This is a genomic window from Glycomyces harbinensis (genome assembly GCF_900101745.1).
Taxonomy (GTDB): Bacteria; Actinomycetota; Actinomycetes; order Mycobacteriales; family Micromonosporaceae; genus Glycomyces; species Glycomyces harbinensis.
The window spans coordinates 1-21,972 of the sequence record NZ_FNAD01000021.1; the positions used below are offsets into that span (position 1 = coordinate 1).

The following is a 21,972-nucleotide window of genomic DNA, read 5'->3' on the forward strand; positions in this document are numbered from 1 at the left end:
GCAGGTTACCCACGTGTTACTCACCCGTTCGCCACTCGAGTACCCGCAAGCGGGCCTTTCCGTTCGACTTGCATGTGTGAAGCACGCCGCCAGCGTTCGTCCTGAGCCAGGATCAAACTCTCCAACAAAAACCTGTTGCGCACCACCCTCCGAAGAGCATGGCGACTTTGGTATGTGTCGAAGCGATTCCTGACCGATTTTCACGAAACACCTCACGATGTTCCAAGGAAAAGACAGTCAAAAACAGTACCAACCAAACCAGCACGACAACCTAGTGCCACACCCGTTCAGCCGGCCCACACGCTGACCATCCAAACACCCTGTTGAGTTCTCAAACAACACGCCAACTCAGACGATCCACTTTAGGGATTCGGCCTCAGCCGGAGCAACCTCTCAACTCTAACAGTCTCGGATCGCGCTGCAAACTTCAGGCTGATTAACCTGTGTCACACACGATCGAGACTCTTGTGAGTCTCAAAGATCCCCGCGATTCAGCATCCGGACCGCGCCTAAACTCTCCCGAGTTTGTCGCTGGTCTCCGGCGGCTTCCGGACCAGTTTGTTTCATCTGTTCCGTTCCCCCGCGGGCAGAGACAACATTACACGACCTTTCGGGGACCTGAATCGGGGGGTACCCCTAAGCGTCCAGCAGTATGCACCGGTCGTGCTGACCTGCTGGAATGTTCTGGGCCGCAATGAGTTCTGGTGGTCGGTCGTGTCCAGGGACGGCTCGGCAGAACTTGCCCGCTCAAGCGCCCCGGCTCGAACCTACGCGCGGGGTCCGACATTCGAGGGGGGTCGCGCCGCGCTCAGGCGGTACCGCCGGCGCTCGTTCGGTGCGGAGTCCTGGACGCTCCGGTGGGCGGCGGCCGGCTTCCCTTGGGCACGAAAGAAGGGCCGGGCCCGTCTTTCGACGGGCCCGGCCCTTGCATGTCTTCGAGCGTTGCCGCTCAGGTCTTACGCCGCGGCCTCGACCGGGACGATGTTGACCAGCTTGCGGCCTCGCTTGGTGGAGAAGAGGACTTCTCCCTCGGCGAGAGCGAACAGCGTGTCGTCGCCGCCGCGGCCGACCAGCTCGCCCGGGTGGTACTTGGTGCCGCGCTGACGGATGAGGATCTCGCCCGCGCTCACGTGCTGACCACCGAAGCGCTTGACGCCAAGCCGCTTCGAGTTGGAGTCACGCCCGTTGCGGGAGCTGGATGCGCCCTTCTTATGTGCCATTGTCCAACCCCTTACTTGGTGATGCCGGTGACCTTGACGAGGGTCAGCGGCTGGCGGTGACCCTGGCGCTTGTGGTAGCCGGTCTTGTTCTTGTACTTGTGGATCTTGATCTTCGGGCCCTTGGTGTGCTCGAGAAGTTCACCGCTCACCGTGACGCCGGAGGCGTCGGTGACCACAGTGCCTTCGTCGACGAGCAACACCGCAGGCAGCGTAAGCGTGTCGCCGGGCGCGCCCTGAAGCTTCTCGACTTCGAGGACGTCTCCTTCGGCGACCTTGTACTGCTTTCCGCCAGTCTTGACGATTGCGTACATGTCGACGCGGTCTCCTTGGGTCCTCCCCGGTGCGGGGAAATGAGTTCCCCGCAGGGGAACGGTGTCTGTCAATTTCGCGGTGCCGTGCACCTGCCAACTTCCGGCTCCGAGAACGTCGCCTTGGCTGGGCCGCCGATCGAGCTCCGCGCTCGTCCCCGCATGCGCGGGGACGAAAAGCTGAGGGCTCTATAGGCCGCTCACTAGGGTACGTCATGTACCCGCTGTTTCCGGCATCGGGCCGGGGCCGGGGCCGCGGACGTCACAGTCCGCGGCCTCGTCCCGCCTAAGCCGTCGCCTTTCCGGAGGCGGTGTCGCCACCGTCCGTTTCGGCATCCGCCTCGTCGGCCGTCTCGTTCTCGGCCAGGACCTGGTCGGCGTCCGCAGGGACGGCCTCCTCGGTCGCGGCCGCGAGGTCGGTCGTCTCGGTCTCGACCACGATCCCCGAGTCGCCCGCCTCGGAGGCGGTCTCGTCGGCGAACTCGACGTCCTCGTCGTACTCGTCCTCGTAGTCGTCGTCCTCGACGTGCGCGGCGGCGATCTTCGCGGTCTCGGTCGCAGCCGACTTCACGTGCGCATCGGACTTGTCCTGCCGCTTCTGCTGGCCCTGCTGCTGTTGCTGCTGGCCGCCGGACTTGGACTTGTCCTTCTTCTTCTTGCCGCCGCTCTGGTTCTGGCTCTGCTGCTGGCCCGAATCGGGCTTGCCGCCGCCGCCGTTCCCCTTCTTGCGGGTGTTGCCGAGGATCTCGTCGGTGTGGATCATGACGCCGCGGCCCTTGCAGTGGTCGCAGGGCTCGGAGAAGGCCTCGATGAGGCCCTGCCCGACCCGCTTGCGGGTCATCTGCACCAGACCCAGCGAGGTCACCTCGGTGACCTGGTGCTTGGTCCGGTCCCGGCCCAGGCACTCGGTCAGGCGCCGCAGCACCAGGTCGCGGTTCGACTCGAGCACCATGTCGATGAAGTCGATGACGATGATGCCGCCGGTGTCGCGCAGCCGCAGCTGGCGCACGATCTCCTCGGCCGCCTCCAGGTTGTTCCTGGTGACGGTCTCCTCGAGATTGCCGCCCTCACCGGTGTAGCGACCGGTGTTGACGTCGATCACGGTCATCGCCTCGGTGCGGTCGATGACGAGCGAACCGCCCGAAGGCAGGTAGACCTTGCGATCCAGCGCCTTGAGGAGCTGCTCGTCGACACGCATCTCGGTGAAGACGTCCTTCGTGCCGGTGTGGCGCTTGAGCCGCGGCAGCAGCTCGGGCGACACCGACTCGAGGTACTTGTGGATCTCGTCGAAGGCCTCGTCGCCCTCGACCACGAGCTCCTTGAAGTCCTCGTTGAAGACGTCGCGGACGACCCGGATGAGCACGTCGGGCTCGGAGTGCAGCACCGCCGGCGCATTCGCCTTCTTCGACTTGGACTGGATCTCCTCCCACTCCATCTGGAGGCGGGAGATGTCGCGGGCCAGCTCCTCGGGGCCGGCGCCCTCGGCCGCGGTGCGCACGATCACGCCCGCGCTCTCGGGAACGAGCTTCTTGAGGGCCGCGCGCAGGCGGGTGCGCTCGCGGTCGGGGAGCTTGCGGGAGATCCCGGAGGCGTTGCCGCCCGGGACGTAGACCAGGTGGCGGCCCGACAGGGCCACATGGCTGGTCAGACGGGCGCCCTTGTGGCCGACCGGGTCCTTGGTGACCTGGACGAGCACGGCGTCGCCGGGCCTGAGGGCCTGCTCGATCGAGCGGGCCTTGCCGGCCAGGCCGGTCGCGTCCCAGTTCACCTCGCCGGCGTAGAGCACGGCGTTGCGACCGCGGCCGATGTCGACGAAGGCGGCCTCCATGCTCGGGAGCACGTTCTGGACCTTGCCGAGGTAGACGTTGCCGACCAGGCCCTGGGCCCCGGACTTCGACACGTAGTGCTCGGCGAGGATGCCGTCCTCGAGGACGGCGGCCTGGGACTTGCCCGCGCGGACGCGGACGACCATCTGGCGCTCGACCGCCTCGCGGCGGGCGAGGAACTCGGCCTCGCTCACGACCTGGACGCGGCCGCGGCCGGACTTGCGCCCGTCGCGGCGGCGCTGGCGCTTGGCCTCCAGGCGCGTGGAACCGGAGACGCCGCGCACCTCCTCGTTCGACGAGGGGCGGCGCTGCGGGGAGCGGACCTTGACGACGACTTCGGCGTCGTCCTCGGTCTCGTCGGGGCGGGGGCGGTCGGAGTCGTCCGAGCCGGCCCTCCTGCGGCGGCGACGGCGGCGACGGGTCACCTCGGGGCCGTCGGCCCCGCTGTCCTCGTCGTCTTCGTCCTCGGCGTCGGACCCGTGGTCCTCGTCCTCGGAGTTCTCGTCGTCTTCGTCCTCGGCGGAGCCGTCGGCGCCCTTGCCGCGGCCGCGGCCGCGACGGCCCCGGCGACCGCGGCGCCTGCGCCCGGCCTCGGAGTCGTCATCGTCGTCGAAGTCGTCGTCGAAGTCCTCGGCGACGGGCTCCTCGACCTTGGGCTCGGGCTTGTCGCCGGCGGCCTTGTCGGCGGCGCGGTTCTCGGTGCGGCTGCGCGTGCGCTTGCGCGTCGGCTGCTGCTCCTGAGGCTGGGCCTTCTTGGCCTGGGTCTTCTTGACCTGGCCCCGGCGGGGCTCGGGCTCGTCAGCCTGCTGGTCGCGGGAATCGCGCCTGGCGGGCTCTTCCCTCGGCGCCGAGCTCTTGGGCTCGGCCGCCTTGGGCGCGGTCTTCGGAGGAGGGGCGAACATCGCGGTCGTCGCCGCAGCGGCGCGCGGGCGCTCGCTGCGGGGCGGTTCGGCCGCGGGTTCGTCGTTCTTGGGTTTCTGGGGAGCCATGAAGGTGACCGCGATCGGCGGCACCTGTTCGCGCGGCTCATTCTCGCGCATACGAATAAATCTCCATTCCAGCCGCCGCCCGGGCGCGTGACGCGGTTTGCGTCCGCTGCCGCACGGGCGCGGCATCAGCAGTGCGGTCCTCCCGACGTGGTGAACCGGCATCCGGCTCGCTTCGCCTTGGAGGCTTGCGAGCCTTACTCCGGCGCTGAACCATGCCGATCGGGCCGCACTGAAAGCCTCAACTCGCGCTGGGGAAACAACCTCGGCCCCAGCCGAGTGGTCAAGTCCGTCGCCGTCGTGAGGGACGCGGACAGGACATCTTCGGTCGCACTGCACGTAGCTGTGTGCGGTACGACAAGGGCAAGTATCGCACACTCTGCGTCGTTCGCCGAGCAGGACGACGAGCCGGTGCCCCTCCTCTCATTATCCTCCCTCGTCAATCGCCCTTCGACGCCCGTGAAAGATCGGTCACGAACGGGTGAGAAGACGCGACTCCTCGTGGTTGGCACGGTCGGAGCGTGGCTCGTGTCCCATGTACTCGATAAGCTGTTGGCTGGCGCGTCAGCAGCGGGCCGCAGCGTTCAAGGGAAGAAGACCATCGCACTCCAGGTGATCGACTCGGACGAGTCCGAGGAGCCCCGGGCGGACGGAAAACCCTCCACCTACCAGGGGCGGCATCGCGGTGCCGACCTGTTCCGGCAGCTCACCAGCGTCGGCTGGGTGCTGGCCGTGGTCGCGGCCCTGCTCGCGGGGGGCGGCACCGTCCTCTTCTGGTCCTCCGGGATCGGCGACGAGCGGCCGTCGGTGGACGCCGGGAAGATCGGCGACCTGTGCGAGCTGGTCGTGAACCCCGAGCTGCTGACCCCCTGGGCCGACGTCGAGCAGGCGCGGAGCCCGGAGGAGACATCGGAGGAGAAGGTGCGGACGTTCGACTGCACCTACTCGGCCGAGTACGCCGGCGACGAGGCCTACCGGCTGGTGACACTGTTCGCGACCGTGCAGGTGTACGAGGACCCGTCGAAGGCGCGCGCCGCGTACGCCGGGGTCCTGGAGTTCGAGGCCGCCGAAGGGCACGAGACCTCCTCGCTGAGCGGGGTCGGCGAACAGGCCGCGATCGCCACGGTCGAGGACGGCGAGGAGACCGAGGTGCGCGTCCACTCGCAGGAGGCGAACGTCACGGTCAGCGTGAACGGATTCCTCACCGGGCAGCCGCCGGAGGGCGGCGACCCGGAGCAGTTGGTGGAGGATCTCACCGCAGGACTCATCGACGCGCTCCCCCGGGCGGGGAATTAGGCGGCTCCCTTTAAGCTGACCGTGACTACCGCGGCGTCAAGTCGACACGCCGGGAATCATTCGCGGAGGATCATCGTGAGCGCCACATCACCATTTGGCCCGGCCTATGAAGAGCAGCCCGAGGACGGGCAGCGGCCGGGTTCGGGCCAGTGGCGGCCCCGGGCCGGAGGCCCGCGGGGCGCGCAGGGTGAGCCGCAGGACGGTCAGCGCGGTTCGGGCCCGTACCAGGGCGAGCCGCGCACTCCCGGGCGCGGTGTGCCGAGCCGGGGCGCGCAGCCGGGCGGTCCCCCGGCCGGACAGCGTCCGATGCCGCAGGCGGGGCGCCCCTCGCCGCAGGGCGGAGGCTTCGAACCCCAGCCGCGCGGCGGAGCGCCGCGCGCGGGCGGTCCCTCGGCGGGCGGTCCCGTCGCGGGACGCGGCCAGCAGCCGGGCCAGTACTCGTCACCGCAGCGGTCGCCGCAGCCGGGAGGCTACGAGTCGGGCCCGGTCACGGGCTCCACGCCCCGCACCGACCAGTGGAACGCGGGCTCGCCGCCGCGCCGAGAGGCCGGACAGGCCCCCCGCGGAGGCGACTACCGGCCGCGGCCCGAGGGCGCGCCGGGCAGTGCGCCGCAGGCCCAGGACCAGCCGTTCGAGGAGGCCGCGTTCGCCGACGACCGCGGCAGGGACGAATGGGGCGGCGGCAGCGAGACGACTGCCATCGGGCGCCTGGGGTACATGCCGAAGGAGCCGCGGCGGCGCTCGGACTTCCAGAAGGTGCGCAGCCGGGCCCGCAAGTCGAGCCCCTGGCCGAAGATCGGCGCCGCGGTCGTGGCGCTGGCCCTGGTCGGCGGCGGCACCTGGTGGTTCATGAACTCCGGTGACGACGAGCAGACGGGCGCGGCCGGCGAGGACTCGAACCTCACGTACTCGGGCAGCGACGAGCCCTGCTCGCTGGTGGACGCGTCCGAACTCGAGGCGGTCGTGGACGGCGCCGAGCCGGAGGCGTCGGCCGAGGGCGAGGAGAAGAACACCGGCTGGGTGCAGTCGTGCACGCTGACCTACGGCGAACCCGAGATGGCCGCGGCGCTGCTGAAGATCGAGAGCACGGTCTTCGACTCCGATTCGATGGCCAGCGTGAACTTCGACCTGGGCGCCAGGGAGATCAGCGAGATGGTCGAAGCGTGGACGCCGGTGGACCCGGCCCCCGAGATCGGCGACCAGTCCGCGGCGGTGTCGCGGGTCCCCGAAGAAGGCGGCACCACGAACTACCAGCTGCATCTCCAGGACGACAACGTCTACATGGTGGTGCGCCTGGCGGTCGCGGAAGACGGGGGCATGGACGCGCAGAGCCTGACGGAGATGACGACGGCGCTCGCGAACGCGTACCTGGAGAACTGGCGCAACGCGAATTGAGTTTCGGGCGTGTCGGGGAGTGTCTCGGCGCGTCTACGCAAATCGGACACTAGAGGGACCCCTGGTTCGAAAGTACTCCGGGGGTACGACGACGACATCAGGGCCGGGCCCCGTCTTTCGACGGGGCCCGGCCCTTTTCACTCGTTCGAGTGAACGCTGATGAGGGTGCGTCAGTAGGTTCGCATCGGGGCGCCGAACATCTGCGCCTCGATCGACGTCGGAGCGCACCACAGGTAGCGCTCCTTCTGGCCCTTGCGCAGCATCGCGATCATGTCGTCGTGCAGCATCTGGAGCCACTGCAGCACTTCCTGGTTGACCCGGATCGCCGACCGGGCGATCTGGGCCTCCTCGGCGGTGAGCCGCTGGAGCACCGTCATGTGGGCGTCCCCGGTGAGCTCGTCGGCGTAGTTGGTCAGGCGCGGCAGCACCGTCAGCTGCGTGCGCCAGGGGCCGAGGACCGGCTTGGTCTGCGAGCCGCGCTCGCCGACGTCGTAGACGTACAGCGCCGGGGAGTGCTGGCTCGCCTCGACCGTCACCGGCTGGTCGCCGTGCAGGACCGCGAGGCGGTCGTTGCGTCCGGTCGCGGTCTCGCCCAGGCCGTTCCACTCCTGCGGCCGCGTGGTGCACACCGCGACGCGGGTGCCGATCGCCAAGGCGCGGAAGACGAGCAGGCGGGCGAGGTACACGCCGCCGATGAGGTTGATCCGCGTCTCCTCGGGCCGGAAGAACGGCGCGACCACCGGCACCTGCTCGGCGTCGCGGCCGATGACCAGGCCGGACGGCGGGCTCGCGGAGGTCATGAGCTCCAGCGCCCGCGCGGTCGGGATCTGCGGTGCGGAGCGGATCGCCTCGATCGCCTTGCCCGCGTCGCTCGCGGTCTCGACGGAGCGGTCGGTGACCGGCAAGCCGTAGACGGTGCCCTCGGTGGGGCCGGCCGAGACCTGCGAGACGCCGAACAGGCCCGCCGAGGTCGGCAGGGAGCTGATCGGTCCCCCGGTGATCGGCGCGGCGCCCGAGTAGGGCATCCCCGAGTACGGCTGGGCCGAAGACGGCTGCGCGGAGTACGGCTGCCCCGAGACCGGGCTGCCCGGGAAGGGCTGCCCGGAGGTCGGCTGGCCGGACACCGGCTGCGCCGAGACCGGACTCACCGACGGCGCCGACACGGGCGCGGCCGAGACCGGCGCGATCGGCGACTGCGGGCGGCCCTGCGGCTGCGACGGCGTGTTCGGCAGCTGGTACTGCGGCTGCGAAGGCTGCGGCGCGGGTCCGGGCGGCTGCGCGCCCGGAGGCGGACCCGTCGGAGGCTGCACCGCCGGACGCTGCGGCGGCTGCTGCTGGAACTGCTGCGGCGACGACTGCGGTCCTTGGGGAGGGGAACCGGGCGGGCGCATCTCCGGCGGGCGGGGCGTCTGGTGCTGCGGCGCCTGCGGCTGCTGCTGCGGGGGCTGGGGCGGTCGGGGCGGGGGCTGGGCGCCGCCGCGCGCACCGGCGGCCTGCGGCGGCGCGGGGGGCTGGCCCTGCCGCGCGGATCCGGTGTTCTCGGGCGGCCTGGAGTACACGGCGGGCTGCTGGCCCGACTGGCCGTACGTCGATCCCTGGGGCGGGCCGGCGGGGGGCCGCTGCGGCGCCGCGGGCGGCGGACCGGCGGCGGGCTGGCCGGCGCGGGGGACGTTGAGGGTGCCCGCCGCGTCGTCGTCGACCGGACGCTTCGGGGCGCCCTTGCCCTGCTCCTCGTCGTCGTCCGAGTGGCGGCCGCCCTGATAGCCGCCGCCTTGGTACGTGCCCCCCTGGTAGTTGCCGCCGCCGTAGACGTTGCCGTTGCCGTTGCCGTTGCCGCGGTCGCTCATCGGGGTCCTCCTCCGGTCGGGGCGGATGCGTAGGCGGCGGGACCGTGCTCGCCGTCGAGGCGCTGAAGACGCACGCCGAGCTGGTCGGCGACGTTGAGCAGCTGGTTCTGCGCCGACTCCCAGGAGGCCTGGTCGAGCGCGAGGCGGATGATGCCGTCCACGGCGAGCTGGCGCCCGGTGACCCGGCCGTCCGGGTTGACCTTGCCGTTCGAGCCGGCGGTGACCACCGTCGAGACCGTCACGAACGCGGCGGGGATGCCCGACAGCGCGTCCTGGGTGCGGTGCAGGGACACCGCGTCGGTGGGCCACTTGGTGATCCGGTAGGCGACGTGGCGCAGGCCGTCGGCGTACCAGTGGTTCCACTCCTCCGCGGTCCGCTCGCCCGGCACCGGCGCGAACGCGACGCCGAGCGACTGCTGGACCGCTTCGCGCACGCCCTCGGCGTCGAGGATGCGGTTGGGCACGCCGACGTTGCCGAGCAGCTTGCTCACCCGCTGCGAAGTCGAGGCCAGCGCCTTGTAGACGCCGTCGACCTCGCCGCCGCGTTCGGCGGTGGCCTCGCGGGCGTCGCGGGCGCCGAGGCGCACGGCCAGCCAGGCCTTGTGGTGGACGACGGCGGGGTAGTCGCCGAGGAGTTCGCGGTAGGAGCGGGAGGCGGGGCTGTTGTCGTAGGCGCTCAAGCCGACCGGGGTGGTGTGGCCGACGAGCTGGACGGTGGAGACGGGCACGGAGGTCTCGTCGAAGAGGCGCTCGAGGCGCTCCAGCGGGACGGCCTTGGTGCCCTCGTCGGTGGATCCGATCTCGATGACGGCGAACCAGCCGCCGTTGTCGTGGCCGATGCCGACGTTCTCGTCGCGGTCCTCGACGCCGGTGATGCCCAGGTCGGGGGCGATCCGGTGGAGGACCTCGGTGAGCTGTTCGGGGTCGAGGGCCCGGATGCGCCGCTTCATGCGCGACTTCAGCGGCCAGGTCTGGTACCACCAGTAGTCGCCCTTGCGCCAGAAGACGACGATGAGGATGACGAGCGCGACGCCGCCGCCGGCGGCCGCCGCGATCATCCCGAACGCCAGGCACGCGAGTGCGATGGTGAGGGCGAGCTCGACTGCGATGAGCTGCGCGACGGTGAGCGGGCCGAGCCGGCCGGAGGATCGGGTCGTGAACACGACCGACTCGCCGGGGGTCGGTCCGCTGCCCTGCCGGGCCTGCACGGATGCGGTGCCGCGAGCTTGCTGCTGCCCCTGAAGCATCGTCATTGAGACGTCTCCATCATGAAGGTGAGTGGTCGTACCTATCGTAAGCGGACGAGTCCACCTCTTGGTCCCCCGCCCTGCGGGTGTCGCGGGCGCGCATGCGGGCGGACCAGCCCTCTGGCGCTGCGGCGTTAGACTGAGCCGATGCGATTCCTCCCGCGTACTCCTCTCTATGCCGCCGCTGCCGTGTTGGCGGCGGCCGGAACGATACTGCTGCCCATGGGGCCCGCGCAGGCCCAGGGCGGCGAGTGGAACATCCCGATGGCCGAGGCTGACGACCGGCTCGCGTGCGTGCCGGTCGACGACAAGGACAGCGATTCGCTCAACCAGCAGCCGTGGACGAAGAACTTCATCGGGCTCGACGACGCGCAGCAGTACAACCGCGGCACGTTCGAGGCGGGCTCCAAGATCGGCGACCCGGTGACGATCGCCGTGATCGACTCCGGGGTGGCCAAGGAGCGCGAGGACGTGTTCGGGTCCCGCCTGCTGGAGGGCTTCGACCACTGGGACGCGGCGTCCAAGGGCCAGTGCGACGCGTTCTACCACGGCACGGCCGTGGCGGCGATCGCCGCGGGAGGCGCGCTGGACGAGAACTTCATCGGGGTGGCCCCCGAGGCGAACATCCTGCCGATCCGCATCTTCCAGAACGACGAGGACGGCGGCGACGAGAACAAGAGCCGGCTGCTCGCCGACGCGATCAGGGCCGCGGCCGAGCAGGGCGCCGACGTGATCAACACGTCCCTGGTCGTGCTGCCGACGACCGAGCTCCAGGAGGCGGTCGACGCGGTCATCGCGGAAGGCGTCGTGATCGTGGCCGCCACCGGCAACGAGACCAAGTTCATGGAGGACCCGGACCTCGAGTTCAAGGACCAGGGGTTCTATCCGGCCAATTACCCGGACGTCATCGCGGTGGGGGCGCACAACGAGACGGGGAACTGGTACGACAAGACCAACTACGGGGAGAACATCGACCTGCTCGCGCCCGGCCAGAACGTCTCGTTCCCGTTCGCGGGCGGGGAGTGGCAGTCGGCCAGCGGCACGAGTTTCGCCGCGCCGTTCGTGGCGGGTGCGGCGGCGCTGCTGAAGGCCGAGTTCGGGGCCGAGGCGACCCCGGCTTGGATTCAGAAGCGCTTGCAGGAGACGGCGATTCATCCGCCGAACGGCTTCAACGTCTACCAGGGCTACGGCGTCTTGAATGTGAAGGACGCCCTGTCGGCGCCGATCGCCGACCCGGGCGAGATCACTTCGACCGATGTCGGCATGGCGCCGGTGGAGGACCAGACTTCCGGGCCGCCGCTCACGGAGGATGAGCGGGACGCGATCGCGCCGCTCGATCCCGACTACGACCCGTTGAGGACCGAGAAGACGGTGGCTTGGGCGAGCGTCGGCGGGGCCCTGGTGCTCATCGCCCTCGTCCTGGTGCTGAAGAAGGTCATTCCGAAGGGCCGCACGCGGCGCTGGCGGCCGGGTTCGCGCGAGATCGACCGGCTCCCGGTGAAGGTCGACAGCGCCTGAGCGCGAAGCGTTGAGGAGGGGCGAGCGGACCAGGTCCGCTCGCCCCTCCTGCTTTCGCTCGTACTGCCTTCGCTCGCGCTGCCCTCCGGGTCGGCGAGGGGGATCCGGGTGTTCTCGCGCCTGCCGGCGAGGGCGACCCTTCGCCCGCCTCCCCTGGGGGAGAACGACGAGAGACCCGGGTGATCCGATGATCGGCCCGGGTCTCGGTGCGTCGCAGCTGACGCGTTGGTACTACATGAAGCGAGCGCGGTTCGCAGCTTCGACTTCCTGGTAGCGGATCTTCGCGTTGTCGACCGCGGTACCGATCTGCACCAGGAGCTCGTTCAGCTTCGCGAGGGACTGGTCCCACTCGGTGCGCTGAGCCTGGTAGGCCTCGGCAGCGGCGTCTTCCCACTCGAGAGCGTCGAGCTTGCTGGCGAGGTCGGCGAGCGCGTCGTTGATCGACTGCGCGTCCGTGTGGATCCTCTGGCTCGACTCTTCCATGGTCGCGTAATCGAGCTTAATCTGCCCACTGGACATGGCGATTCACCTCTTTCCTTGGGTATCGGGGGGTTGGTTAGAGCATTCCGGCGAAGTCGCTGTGGCCTTCTTCGTCCTGCTCCGTCGTCGCGGTGGCGCTGGAGTCCAGCATGTTGGCGATGTTCTCGAGGGCGTCCTGGAGGTCCGCGGACTCCTTGTCCCAGGTCGTCATGACTTCCTGGAACGCGACGGCGGCCTGACCGGACCATGCGCTCGCGAGCATCTCGACGAGCGACCGGATGCCTGCGAGGGTCCCGTCGACGTCCTGCTTCGTGGTCAATGTGTCGGTGGCAGCCTGGTGGACTGTCTCGGATGTCATTGCGACCATCGGTACACCTCCTGATCGTTAAACCGGGGGCTGCGACCCAAGCGTGCTGAGCCGTCAGGGGTATCCCAGTGAGTTTTCATCGATTCCGCAGTCACCATAACCCGTCCGTGCAAACTCACCGGGTTGGTGGTGCGCTTTTGAGTTTACTAGCCCCGACAAGTCCCGTGTATCCCCACTTTGTGCCACCTCGGGCACCGCGTGCGACCGGACCGCCAGGGACGGGAGGGCATCGTCGGCCGGGAGCGGAATCCCAGCTACGTGGAGTGTAAGGCGCTCCCTTGTGTCCCAATCTCCCCGGTTCGTGCCAAGCCGCGCGGCCAACGGGCCGCGGATGGCGCGCGCTCGGTATGCTGGTATCAGCACGAACCGGTCGGCCGTGCCCGTCGCAGCACGTCAAGGGCGCGAGCGGCTACCGGGACCTACCCCCTGACGAAAACTCATGCACCGAGGTGATGACGTTGCTTCCTGAGGAAATGGACGGCTCCTACACCGCCGTACAGAACACGGACGGGTCCTTCACCGTCACGACGGACACCAACCAGCAGTTCCGTATGACCGAGGAGTCCTTCGACGAGTTCATCTCCAAGATGGGCCTCACGATCCAAGACCTCGACGGCTACCGCAGCCAGGTATTGGGCGGCTCCGTCATCCGCCTTCGCGAAGGCATGAACCCCGAGTACATCAGCGCGGGCAGCTTCCGCACGGTCGACACCGTGAACGTGCCGTTCGGCACCTTCGACGACGCGGTGGAGCTTGCGGAGGCCTACAAGGGCACCTTCTACCCGTCGCGGGCAGAGCAGCTCGACCGCGTCTTCCACGGGCTCGACACCGGTCGCGTGGTCAGCGAGGACATCAAGGTCAGCTACCTGGAGTCCGACGGCAACGTCAGCGCTGACGTCGTGAGCATCGGCAGCGAGTTCGACACCCGCGGCAGTGTTTCGGAGAACGAGGTCACCGAGGTCCAGGAGGAGAACTCCGAAGAGGAGCCTCCGGCCTCGGACGCCGAGACGCCCGGTTCCGACACCGGGGCGACCGGCTCCGAATCCGAAACGCCCGGCTCTGAAGACGAGCCCCGGACGACCCTTTAGCCCTGCTGATCGCAGACGACCTGAACCCCGAGGAAGGAGCCTGCCATGGTTGCCAAGGGCAAAGGCAAGGACTTTTACAAGAGCACTTACACCCACGAGCAGCTGTGGGACATGCTGAGCGTCGCCGACGACTGGGCCGTGGAACAGGCCGGCACGGTCTGGACCTCCGCCGCGAGCGGCATGAAGGCCGCGCGCGAGGAGATGTCGACCCATGTGGTCTCGTTGCGGACGCAGTGGACCGGATCGGCCGCCGAAGAGTTCGAGAACCGCATGGGCGTTGTCGAGCGGTACAGCATCGAGTCCGAGCAAGGCATGAAAGAGGTGGGCGAAGACACGATGCCCGAACTCGCCTCGTATCTCAAGACCGCTCAGAGCAGCGCTCAGGACGGAGACTTGTACCCCAGCTCGACCGAGACCTACGACGAGTGGCTCGAGAGCAAGGACATCGACAAGACCAAGCCTGAGTACGAGGCCAAGAAGACCCAGTACCAGCAGCAGTACCAGGACTATCTCGATCTGCGCCATGACACCATCGCGCAGATCGTCGCGGATCTGGGCGACCAGTATGCGATCGCGAAGGAGAAGGTGTTCGCCGAGCCGCCGCCGCCTCCCCCGAGCGACATGCCCGGCAACACGACCTACACGAAGCCGACCGGTGGAGTGTTCGCCGAGAATTCACTGTCCAGCGGCTCCGGCGCTCCCAACGCCCCCGGTATGACCGGTTCCACCGGTTCCACCGGCATCGTCGGTACCGAAGGGGCCGACGGCATCGCGGGCACCGAGGACGACTTGGACCCCGTCGAGAACGCCTGGACACCGGGCTCCTACACCGACGTCGACGGCGAGTACGACGGTCTTGCCGCCGGCGGCGACACTGTCGTCCCGGCCGGCGGTGGCGGCTACCCCTCCAGCATGGGCGGCGGTACCAACATGGGCGGCGGCACCGTTCCCGGCGGCGGCGCGGGCTTGTTCCCCACGCGCACCACGCCGACCACCGGTGCGGGATCCGCACCCGGCCGCGGCACCGGATCGGGCAGCAGCCCCGCTCGCGCAGGGGCCTCCTCCGGATCGGGCACCCGCTCGGGCTCCGGCAGCGGAAGCAACAGCGGTCGTGGCAGCGGCAGCGGCATGAACTCGAACCGGGGCGGCGTCGGCCGCAACGGCAGCGGTGGATCGCGCGGCGGGGGCACCCGTTCGGGATACAGCGACGATGACGACGACGAGGTGTACACCCGCGAGACTTGGCTGCGGGAGGACGACGTCGACTGGAGCCGCAACCGGGTCTCCGACGAAGAACTCGACGAGGACTGACACAGCTTTCGAACCGTGATTGAGGGGCGAGCGGCCTGGGCCGCTCGCCCCTCAGTCGTCGCCGCCGTGATCGCGGCGGATGGAAATGCAAGGGCCGCAACCGACAGGTATATCCGTTGCGGCCCTGAAGCTATCTCCGGTTCGGATCACTCGGTCGCCATGGGCTCGGTTCCCCTGCGGAACCGGGCGGGTTGAAGCCCGGGCCGCTCGGGGGGCTGCTGTACCCCTGCGGGCCCGGGGGCGGACCGCCGTAGTTCTGGCCCCCGCCGGGAGGAGCACCGAACTGGGGGTTCGCCGGGACCGCTTGCTGGTATCCGGTCTGATCGGGCCCGTTGCCGGGGCCGACCGGTCCGGACTGGCCGGCTGCGGCCGCCTTGCGGCCCCGACCGCGAAGCACCAGCCACACCACGATCGCGGCGGCCAGGAGCACCACGGCAGCGGCGATCACGATGATGGCCGAAAGGTTGGATTCCTTGTTGCCCTCGGCGGCGACAGAAGGCCCGGCGGACTCGGCACCGGGTTCAGGGGCGGCCGACGAGTCTTCTTCTTCGTCGGGAGTCGCGCCGCTGGCGCCGGCTTCGCCCATCGGATAACCGAGGGGATTCTCCTCCACCGTTTCAATGTCCTCGGCGTTGACTGCTTGATCAGCGTTCACGAGGCCGTAGCCCGCCTCGTCGTCGCGGGTGCCACTACCGTCCCCCGCAGTCTGGATCATTCGCTGAATGACGTTGCTGGCGTCAAGATCGGGATGTGCGGCCCAGGTCAGTGCCGCCACGCCTCCGGTGAAACCGGATCCCATCGACGTTCCGCCGTATACGTCGGCATACAACTCGGTGCCGTCGCCCAGCGTGCCGAACTGGGGCACTGGCGCCGTCATCGCGTCAGCGGGCGCCGCGACGACAATCTCCGGGCCGGTCGTGGTGTTCTCTAGCCAGATATCGCCATTCTGGTCGGTGCCCGTTACCGCAACTACGCCTTCAACCGATGCCGGATATCCAGGTTCAATGCCGGGGTCGTTACCTGCACCGGCGACAACGATCGCACCCTTGTCGATGGCGTATTGCAGCACTTCGAGGTACTCGCCTTCGAACTCTGCGCCTTGCAGGATCCAAGGCACCACAAGGACATCGGCGCCGTTGTCGACGGCCCACCGAAACGCCCCGAACTCCGACTCGCCCATGGCCCCGCCGAAGTCCGCCTGACCCGTGTCGAGTCGAACCGGGAGGATCGTGGCTTTCGGAGCCGCCAAGAGCACGCCGGCTGCCACCGCGGAACCGTGCCCGTCCGTGTCATTCCATGCGTCCTCTTCGTCGGACAACGTCGAGTACCCGGGAAGAACGTCCTTGTCCTCGAAGAAGGGGTGCTCGCCGATTCCGGTGTCCATCACGGCGACGGTGACGCCCTCGCCCTGTGTGGTCTCCCATGCGGCGGGAGCCTGGATCTGGTCGACCGCCCAGGCGTTGTCCTCGTTCAGCGTCGTGTCCTGGGCGAGCGCCGTGCCGGGGGCCGCCGCGATGGCGGCCGTGGCGGCGAGCGCGACGAAACCGGCGCCCATGGCGGCGCGGCCGGAGGCGGCTCTCGGCGGTCTCGCGGGGGGTGACGTGAGAGGTGTGGCCATAGGGTGGACCCCTTCCGTGTGCCGGTCGTTACAGCGCTGTCCGCTCTGCACCACAACATACCGGACCAATGTTCAGGTCGCGATCCCCGCTGGAGCCGGTCAGCCGGTTTCCGGGCAGGTGATGCCCTCGACCCTGTCGGTGGTCGGTTCGCCTTGCGGCGGCAGGCATGCCGGGGTCTGGTCGACCCGCTCGACGCAGGCGCTCTCGAGGTGGAGCGCGGCGTCCTCGCCCCCCGTGTACTGGAGTGCGAGCTCGTCCACCCGTTCCGCGGTGATGCGGCGGGTGCCCTCCAGGGTCGCGCCGTCGTAGGTGAGTTCGTAGTCGCCCTCGGCCCAGCGGGCCGCCACGGCGGCCTCGTAGGCCGCGAAGTCGGCCGCCCGCAGTTCGTAGGTGAGGCGGTACCGGTAGGTCGCCAGGCCCGCCGGGGTGCGGTAGTCGCAGTCGACGACGTCGACGTGGCGGGCGGCGAAGCCGGAGAAGGCCGGGATCGCCGCGACGGTGTCGGCCACGGCGCTTTCGAGCCGCGCCCACGTGCCGTCCTCGGTGTGCTCGCCCCTCGGCTCCTCGGGCAGGGAGGCGGCCTCGGCCCATCGGTGGACGTCGGTCCCCGTGCCGATCGCGAGGGCCAGCGCGAGGCACCAGACGGCGGCTTCGACGCCCGCGAGGCGTCGTCCGGCGCGGTCGGGGCCGCCGCCGAGCCAGGTGCGGGTGGCGGTGCCGGCCGCGAGCAGGGCCGCCGCGAACACGATGGGGACCACGGTGAACAGGAAGCGCATCCCCACGGTCGCGGCGCCGTCGCTCATGGCCTCGCGCATCGGCATGGCCGCGGGGGTCAGGAGGAGGACGAGCTGGACGGCCGCGAGTCCTCCGGAGGCGGCGAGGTACAGCTGGGCGCGGCGGCCGCCGCGGTCGAGCCAGATCGCGGCGAGGAGGTTCACGGGGATCGCGGGGGCCAGGATGAGGAGGTAGGACAGGCCGCGTTCGCCGAGTGCGTTGTCGACGCCGGGCCAGGCGTAGGCCTGGACGCCGTGCCAGGTCCACTGCCAGATCCATACGACCGCGGCGGCTTCGGCGAGGAGGAGGAGCTGGAGGGCCCGCACGCCGGCCGGCGGCCATGACCGGGCGCGGCCGGGGACGGCCTCGATCGGCGCGGCGTCGACGCCGGGGGGCGTCAGCAGAGGTCTCATGGGGGCCTTCGGGGTGTGTTCGAGCGGGTTCGGTTCTGACCCTAGTACGCCGCAGGGCCGCCGACCGGTTGCGGTCGGCGGCCCTGTGATGCGGCCTTATGCGGTGCCGTTGGGCGGCAGCAGCGTCGTCTGGATGAGCTGCTCGCCGTCCTTGCGCCGGACCAGCGTGCCGCGGCCCGGGGGCTGCGCGCTGGGGCGGAGCTTGTTGAAGATCGCGCCCTCCTCCCGGCGGCCGCTCATGAGCAGGCCGGGGGATTCGAGCGATTTGATCTGCCCGACGATCGGGTCCATCAGCGCTCGCGAGGCGCCGGAGGCGCGGCGGGCGATGATGACGTGGAAGCCGATGTCGCGGCCCTGCGGGATCAGTTCGGCGAGTCCGGCGAGCGGGTTCACGCGCTGGGCGACCATCTCGTAGTCGTCGACGATCAGGTACAGGTCCGGGCCGGTCCACCAGGAGCGGTCGCGCAGCTGCGCGGGCGTGACCTTGTCCCCGGGGAGCCGTTTCTCGATCGGCCCCTTCAGGTTCTTGACCGAGCCCTCGAAGTGTTTGCCCGACATGGCGTAGTCCAGCAGGGTCGGCTTGGAGACTTCCTCCAGCATCCCGCGCCGGTAGTCGGCCATGATGATCTTGGCTTCGTCGGCGGTGTACGTGGCCTGGATCTGGCGGGCGATGTGCCGCAGCAGGTTCGTCTTGCCGCATTCGGAGTCGCCGAAGACCAGCAGGTGCGGCTCGGTCTGGAAGTCGAGGTACACCGGCTTGAGTCCGGCCTCGTTGAGGCCGATCGGGATGCCCGGCTTGGAGCGGTCGACGGCTTTGAGGAAGTCGGCCACGTGGAGCTGCTTGGGCAGCAGGCGCACGGGCGGGCAGGGTTGCCCGCGCCAGGCCTGCTTGACCTTCTTGACGAAGTCCTCGACGCCCGGTTGCAGGTCGTCGCCGTCCCGGATCGAGTCGATGCGCGGGACCGCGGCGAGGATGTGCAGCTTCTGGAGCGACAGGCCTCGGCCGGGGCGGTTCTTCGGCACGTTGGCCGCCGCCTTGCGGTCGATCTCGGACTCCATGTTGTCCGAGAGCTTGAGTTCCAGTTTCAGGCCGAACATGTCGCGCATGTTCATGCGGATGTCGCCCCAGCGGGTGCAGGTGACCATGACGTGGACGCCGTAGGCGAGGCCGCGGTTGCCGATGGCGCGGACCTGGTCCACGAACGGTTCGAAGTCCTCGCGCAGGGTCATCCAGTTGTCGATGACGAGGAAGATGTCGCCGTAGGGGTCCTCCTGGAACCGTCCGGCCTCCTTCATGCGCCGGTAGGAGCCCATGCCGTCGATCTTGTTGGCGGTGAAGAAGGCTTCGCGGTCGTCCAGGATGCTCGTGACCTCCTGGATGGTGCGCCGCACGCCCTCTTCTTCCTGGCGGCCGAAGACGCCCGCCACGTGCGGCAGGTCTTCGATGCCGCGCAGGGTGCCGCCGCCGAAGTCGAGGCAGTAGAACTGGATCTCCCGCGGCGTGTGCAGCAGCGAGAGCGAGGCGATCATCGACCGCAGCATGTTCGACTTGCCCGACTGGGCGCCGCCGGCGATCGCCACGGTGCCCTGGGCGCCGGAGAGGTCGACGATGAACGGGCTGCGGCGCTGCTCGAACGGCCGGTCCTCTTCGCCGAGGACGGCGTGGAGCTTCCCGTTGAGGGAGAAGCCCCTCGGGGTCAGGCCGCGGACGGGGTCGGCTTCCAGCGGCGGGAGCAGCTGGTCGAGCGTGGGCGGTTCCGCCAGGGGCGGGAGCCACACCTGGTGGGCCGGGCGGCCCATGCCGAGGCAGTTGTTGACCATGACCTCGAGTTCGGAGAGCTTCTCGTTCTCCTCGTCTTCGGCGGCCTCGGCCGCGGTGGTGATGTCCTCTTCCTCGGCCTCCTCCTCGACCTCGGGCTCGGGGGGGAGCTCGACGAAGCCGGGCAGGAACCGCTGCACCTTGTGCTGGACGGCGGCGATGCGCTCGGCGCGGGAGGCGACGCGTTTGGGCGGCTTGTAGGTCCCGCCGACGTACGCGGCGCGGAAGCGCACCAGGTCCTCGGTGCCGACCTGGAGGTACCCGTGTCCGGGCGCCTGCGGCAGTTCGTAGGCGGCGCCGGAGCCGATGACGGTGCGCGACTCCTGCGCGGAGAACGTGCGCAGCGCGACGCGGTACGACAGGAAGGTGTCCAGGCCCTTGAGCTTGCCCTCCTCCAGTCGCTGCGAGGCGAGCAGCATGTGCACCCCGATGGACCGGCCGATGCGGCCGATCTGGAGGAACAGGTTGATGAACTCGGGTTTCGCGACGAGCATCTCGGAGAACTCGTCGGCGATGATGAGCAGGGTCGGCATCGGGTCGAGCGGCTGCCCGGCCTTGCGCGCCTTCTCGTACTCCCAGCGGTTGGTGAAGTTGCCGTTGGCGCGCAGCACTTCCTGGCGCCGCACCAGTTCGCCTTCGAGCGCGTCGGCCATGCGGTCGACCAGTTCGATCTCGTCGGCGAGGTTGGTGATGACCGCCGAGACGTGCGGCAGTTCGTCGAGGGCCGCGAAGGTCGCGCCGCCCTTGAAGTCGACGAGGATGAAGTTGAGCTCTTCGGAGGAGTGCGTCGCGATCAGGGAGCCGACGATGGTGCGCAGCACCTCCGACTTGCCCGAACCGGTCGCGCCGATGAGCAGCCCGTGCGGGCCCATGCCGCCGACGGCCGACTCCTTGAAGTCGATGTCGACGATCGCGCCGTCCGGGCCGGGCCCGATCGGGACCTTCAGGTAGTCCTTGACGGGCTTCTCGCGCCAGTGCACGGCGGGGTCGAGCGCGGCGGCGTCGTTGAACCCGAGCATCTCCGGCAGGCTCGAGGGGTTCGCCATCGGCGAGGCGTCCTCGTCGCCGGACTCGGTCGCGCCGGCCGCGTTCTTCAGCGACAGGCGCCACGGCGAGAGCGAGCGCGCGATGCCCTCGGCCTGGTTGTACGACAGGCGGTCGGGCTTGCCGAGCACGCGGCGGCGCCCGGCCTGGTCGGTGTAGATCTCCTCGGCGGTGACGTCGTAGAGCTTGATGTGCGGTCCGGGCTTGCGCGGCAGGTAGCCGGAGAAGTCGAACACGGTGACGCCGGCCATGCCGTCGGCGGCGATGATCCCGGTGGGGTCGACCTCGCCGCCGTCGAGGATGACGACCAGCTGTGCCTGGCCCTCTCCCGCCGTGGAGCCGGGCGACCAGGCGCTGCGGCTCGACAGCTGCTCGCGCAGCGAGGTCTCGAGCTGGGTGGTCGTGTTGTAGAACATGCGGACCGGTCCGGCCCCGTCCTCGGCGGACGGGTGCTGGAGGTGGGGCAGCCACTTCATCCAGTGCCACTCGGGCATCCGCTCGTTGTCCGCGACGACCGCGAAGATGACGTCGTCGGGCGAGTGGAGGACCGCGAGCTGCGCCAGCTGGGCGCGCAGGTTGTCCAGGACCAGGGCCCTGTCCCCGCGCAGCACCATGCGCCCGGCCTCGGTGTACTTCATCGACCTGGGGATGTCGATGACGTTCGAGTGGGCCGCGACGAAGCGTCTGAGCGCCATCGAGGTCATCGGCTCCAGGTCCTCGACCGGTTTGGTCTCGGGAGGCACCAGTTTCATCGTCATGCGCTGCTTGCCGACGCCCACGCGGACGTCGAGGGCGTCGTCGTCCTTGGGACGCCGCTCCCACATGCGGCGCGAGCCGACCAGCGACCACAGGGCCTTCGGGTCGGGGTGGCGCCAGCGCGCGGCGCGCCACTGGCGCTCGGCGCCCTTGCGGGCGCGGCGCCGCACCTGGTTGAGGTAGCGCATGTAGTCGCGCCGGTCGGCGTTGAACTCGGCCTTCTTCTGGGCTCGGTTGCCGCCCATGCTGGTGGCCATCATGCCGACCATGGAGATGCCCATCATGGCGCCCATGGCGATGCGCATGGTGTTGCTGCCCGAGGAGGCCGACGAGCCGGTGCCGACCCTGGTCATCATCATCATGGCCATGGCGGCCGCGCCGGCGAGCATCGGCAGGATCATCAGATACTGGGCGATGTTCTTGGGCTGCGGATCGGGCATGTCCGGCGGCGACTCCAGGAGGATGTCGCCTCGCGGAGCCTGGGGCCCGCGCTTGCGCGGAGGCCTGCGGAAGAGTTTGGTCGTCACAGAGGGTCCTTGTACTCACCGGGGGATGCGCGGCCACGGCTTTGCAAACTTACGCCTCGCGAGCGTCGGCGAGGATGCTAGCTAGCCGTAACTTCAGCGCTGCCGTATAAAAGATGTAAGTGCGCTCTGTC

General features: G+C 69.3%; 15 protein-coding genes, 1 rRNA gene and 1 pseudogene. 5 read left to right on the forward strand and 12 right to left on the reverse strand.

The genetic code is table 11. The features are described from left to right. The 5 genes and pseudogenes from BLQ63_RS24740 to BLQ63_RS24755 form a co-directional block, all read right to left on the reverse strand. Nucleotides 1–128: ribosomal RNA gene (locus BLQ63_RS24740) — 16S ribosomal RNA — on the reverse strand; the annotation flags it as partial. A gap of 828 nt (nucleotides 129–956) precedes the next feature. Continuing rightward, entirely contained in the window at nucleotides 957–1,220 is a 264-nt protein-coding gene (gene rpmA / locus BLQ63_RS24745) for a 50S ribosomal protein L27 (RefSeq protein WP_091040220.1), read from the reverse strand. Between the two features lie 11 nt (nucleotides 1,221–1,231). Beyond that, complete coding sequence (rplU, locus tag BLQ63_RS24750) at nucleotides 1,232–1,531, reverse strand: 50S ribosomal protein L21 (RefSeq protein WP_030144752.1); 300 nt, start codon at nucleotides 1,529–1,531, stop codon at nucleotides 1,232–1,234. Between the two features lie 283 nt (nucleotides 1,532–1,814). Beyond that, the gene (locus tag BLQ63_RS30020; protein WP_419774945.1) at nucleotides 1,815–2,099 is read right to left on the reverse strand and encodes a hypothetical protein; all 285 of its coding nucleotides are present in this window, start codon (nucleotides 2,097–2,099) and stop codon (nucleotides 1,815–1,817) included. Between the two features lie 41 nt (nucleotides 2,100–2,140). Further along, nucleotides 2,141–4,370: pseudogene (locus tag BLQ63_RS24755) on the reverse strand (Rne/Rng family ribonuclease); the annotation flags it as partial. 522 nt (nucleotides 4,371–4,892) lie between these two features. Here BLQ63_RS24755 and BLQ63_RS24760 point away from each other — a divergent pair. Together BLQ63_RS24760 and BLQ63_RS24765 are read left to right on the forward strand one after the other, a co-directional pair. After that, entirely contained in the window at nucleotides 4,893–5,636 is a 744-nt protein-coding gene (locus BLQ63_RS24760) for a hypothetical protein (RefSeq protein ID WP_143015076.1), read from the forward strand. Between the two features lie 75 nt (nucleotides 5,637–5,711). Then, on the forward strand, nucleotides 5,712–7,031 hold the full coding sequence (locus tag BLQ63_RS24765) for a hypothetical protein (protein ID WP_143015077.1): 1,320 nt from the start codon (nucleotides 5,712–5,714) through the stop codon (nucleotides 7,029–7,031). Nucleotides 7,032–7,201: 170 nt separating this feature from the next. Here BLQ63_RS24765 and BLQ63_RS24770 read toward each other — a convergent pair whose 3' ends face one another. Both BLQ63_RS24770 and eccE read right to left on the reverse strand, forming a co-directional pair. Continuing rightward, nucleotides 7,202–8,878, reverse strand: coding sequence for a hypothetical protein (locus BLQ63_RS24770; RefSeq protein ID WP_091040224.1), 1,677 nt, complete (start codon nucleotides 8,876–8,878; stop codon nucleotides 7,202–7,204). Continuing rightward, nucleotides 8,875–10,131: a type VII secretion protein EccE gene (gene eccE, locus BLQ63_RS24775; protein WP_091040225.1), complete on the reverse strand. Its 1,257-nt coding sequence runs from the start codon at nucleotides 10,129–10,131 to the stop codon at nucleotides 8,875–8,877. Before eccE ends, BLQ63_RS24770 begins: the two co-directional genes overlap by 4 nt. Nucleotides 10,132–10,347: 216 nt before the next feature. Here eccE and BLQ63_RS24780 point away from each other — a divergent pair, with 216 nt between their 5' ends. Continuing rightward, complete coding sequence (locus tag BLQ63_RS24780) at nucleotides 10,348–11,643, forward strand: S8 family peptidase (protein ID WP_177155093.1); 1,296 nt, start codon at nucleotides 10,348–10,350, stop codon at nucleotides 11,641–11,643. 231 nt (nucleotides 11,644–11,874) lie between these two features. Here the strand turns inward: BLQ63_RS24780 and BLQ63_RS24785 are convergent, their stop codons facing one another. Both BLQ63_RS24785 and BLQ63_RS24790 read right to left on the reverse strand, forming a co-directional pair. Continuing rightward, nucleotides 11,875–12,162: a WXG100 family type VII secretion target gene (locus BLQ63_RS24785; RefSeq protein WP_091040227.1), complete on the reverse strand. Its 288-nt coding sequence runs from the start codon at nucleotides 12,160–12,162 to the stop codon at nucleotides 11,875–11,877. A gap of 37 nt (nucleotides 12,163–12,199) precedes the next feature. Further along, a complete protein-coding gene (locus tag BLQ63_RS24790) occupies nucleotides 12,200–12,481 on the reverse strand; it encodes a WXG100 family type VII secretion target (RefSeq protein ID WP_177155094.1) in 282 nt (93 codons plus the stop codon). 467 nt (nucleotides 12,482–12,948) lie between these two features. Here BLQ63_RS24790 and BLQ63_RS24795 point away from each other — a divergent pair, with 467 nt between their 5' ends. After that, nucleotides 12,949–13,578, forward strand: coding sequence for a hypothetical protein (locus BLQ63_RS24795; protein WP_143015078.1), 630 nt, complete (start codon nucleotides 12,949–12,951; stop codon nucleotides 13,576–13,578). 45 nt (nucleotides 13,579–13,623) lie between these two features. Then, nucleotides 13,624–14,889 (forward strand): WXG100 family type VII secretion target, encoded by a 1,266-nt coding sequence (locus BLQ63_RS24800; RefSeq protein ID WP_091040230.1) that lies wholly within the window; start codon nucleotides 13,624–13,626, stop codon nucleotides 14,887–14,889. 130 nt (nucleotides 14,890–15,019) lie between these two features. Here the strand turns inward: BLQ63_RS24800 and BLQ63_RS24805 are convergent, their stop codons facing one another. From BLQ63_RS24805 to eccCa, 3 genes are all read right to left on the reverse strand, one after another. Further along, nucleotides 15,020–16,507 carry a S8 family serine peptidase gene (locus BLQ63_RS24805; RefSeq protein WP_091040231.1) on the reverse strand — a complete coding sequence of 496 codons (1,488 nt, stop codon included), beginning with the start codon at nucleotides 16,505–16,507 and terminating at the stop codon, nucleotides 15,020–15,022. A 99-nt stretch (nucleotides 16,508–16,606) separates the two neighbouring features. Beyond that, nucleotides 16,607–17,695, reverse strand: coding sequence for a hypothetical protein (locus BLQ63_RS24810; RefSeq protein ID WP_091040232.1), 1,089 nt, complete (start codon nucleotides 17,693–17,695; stop codon nucleotides 16,607–16,609). Nucleotides 17,696–17,791: 96 nt separating this feature from the next. Continuing rightward, on the reverse strand, nucleotides 17,792–21,841 hold the full coding sequence (gene eccCa, locus BLQ63_RS24815; protein WP_091040233.1) for a type VII secretion protein EccCa: 4,050 nt from the start codon (nucleotides 21,839–21,841) through the stop codon (nucleotides 17,792–17,794). Between the last annotated feature and the right edge of the window lie 131 nt (nucleotides 21,842–21,972).

Bases quoted from the DNA above. Each gene is read 5' to 3' on its own strand.
- rplU (WP_030144752.1), bottom strand. From the start codon at position 1,531: ATGTACGCAATCGTCAAGACTGGCGGAAAGCAGTACAAGGTCGCCGAA.
- BLQ63_RS24780 (WP_177155093.1), top strand. From the start codon at position 10,348: ATGGGGCCCGCGCAGGCCCAGGGCGGCGAGTGGAACATCCCGATGGCC.
- eccE (WP_091040225.1), bottom strand. From the start codon at position 10,131: ATGACGATGCTTCAGGGGCAGCAGCAAGCTCGCGGCACCGCATCCGTG.
- BLQ63_RS24770 (WP_091040224.1), bottom strand. From the start codon at position 8,878: ATGAGCGACCGCGGCAACGGCAACGGCAACGGCAACGTCTACGGCGGC.
- BLQ63_RS24810 (WP_091040232.1), bottom strand. From the start codon at position 17,695: ATGAGACCTCTGCTGACGCCCCCCGGCGTCGACGCCGCGCCGATCGAG.
- BLQ63_RS24800 (WP_091040230.1), top strand. From the start codon at position 13,624: ATGGTTGCCAAGGGCAAAGGCAAGGACTTTTACAAGAGCACTTACACC.
- BLQ63_RS24805 (WP_091040231.1), bottom strand. From the start codon at position 16,507: ATGGCCACACCTCTCACGTCACCCCCCGCGAGACCGCCGAGAGCCGCC.
- BLQ63_RS24790 (WP_177155094.1), bottom strand. From the start codon at position 12,481: ATGACATCCGAGACAGTCCACCAGGCTGCCACCGACACATTGACCACG.
- BLQ63_RS24785 (WP_091040227.1), bottom strand. From the start codon at position 12,162: ATGTCCAGTGGGCAGATTAAGCTCGATTACGCGACCATGGAAGAGTCG.
- rpmA (WP_091040220.1), bottom strand. From the start codon at position 1,220: ATGGCACATAAGAAGGGCGCATCCAGCTCCCGCAACGGGCGTGACTCC.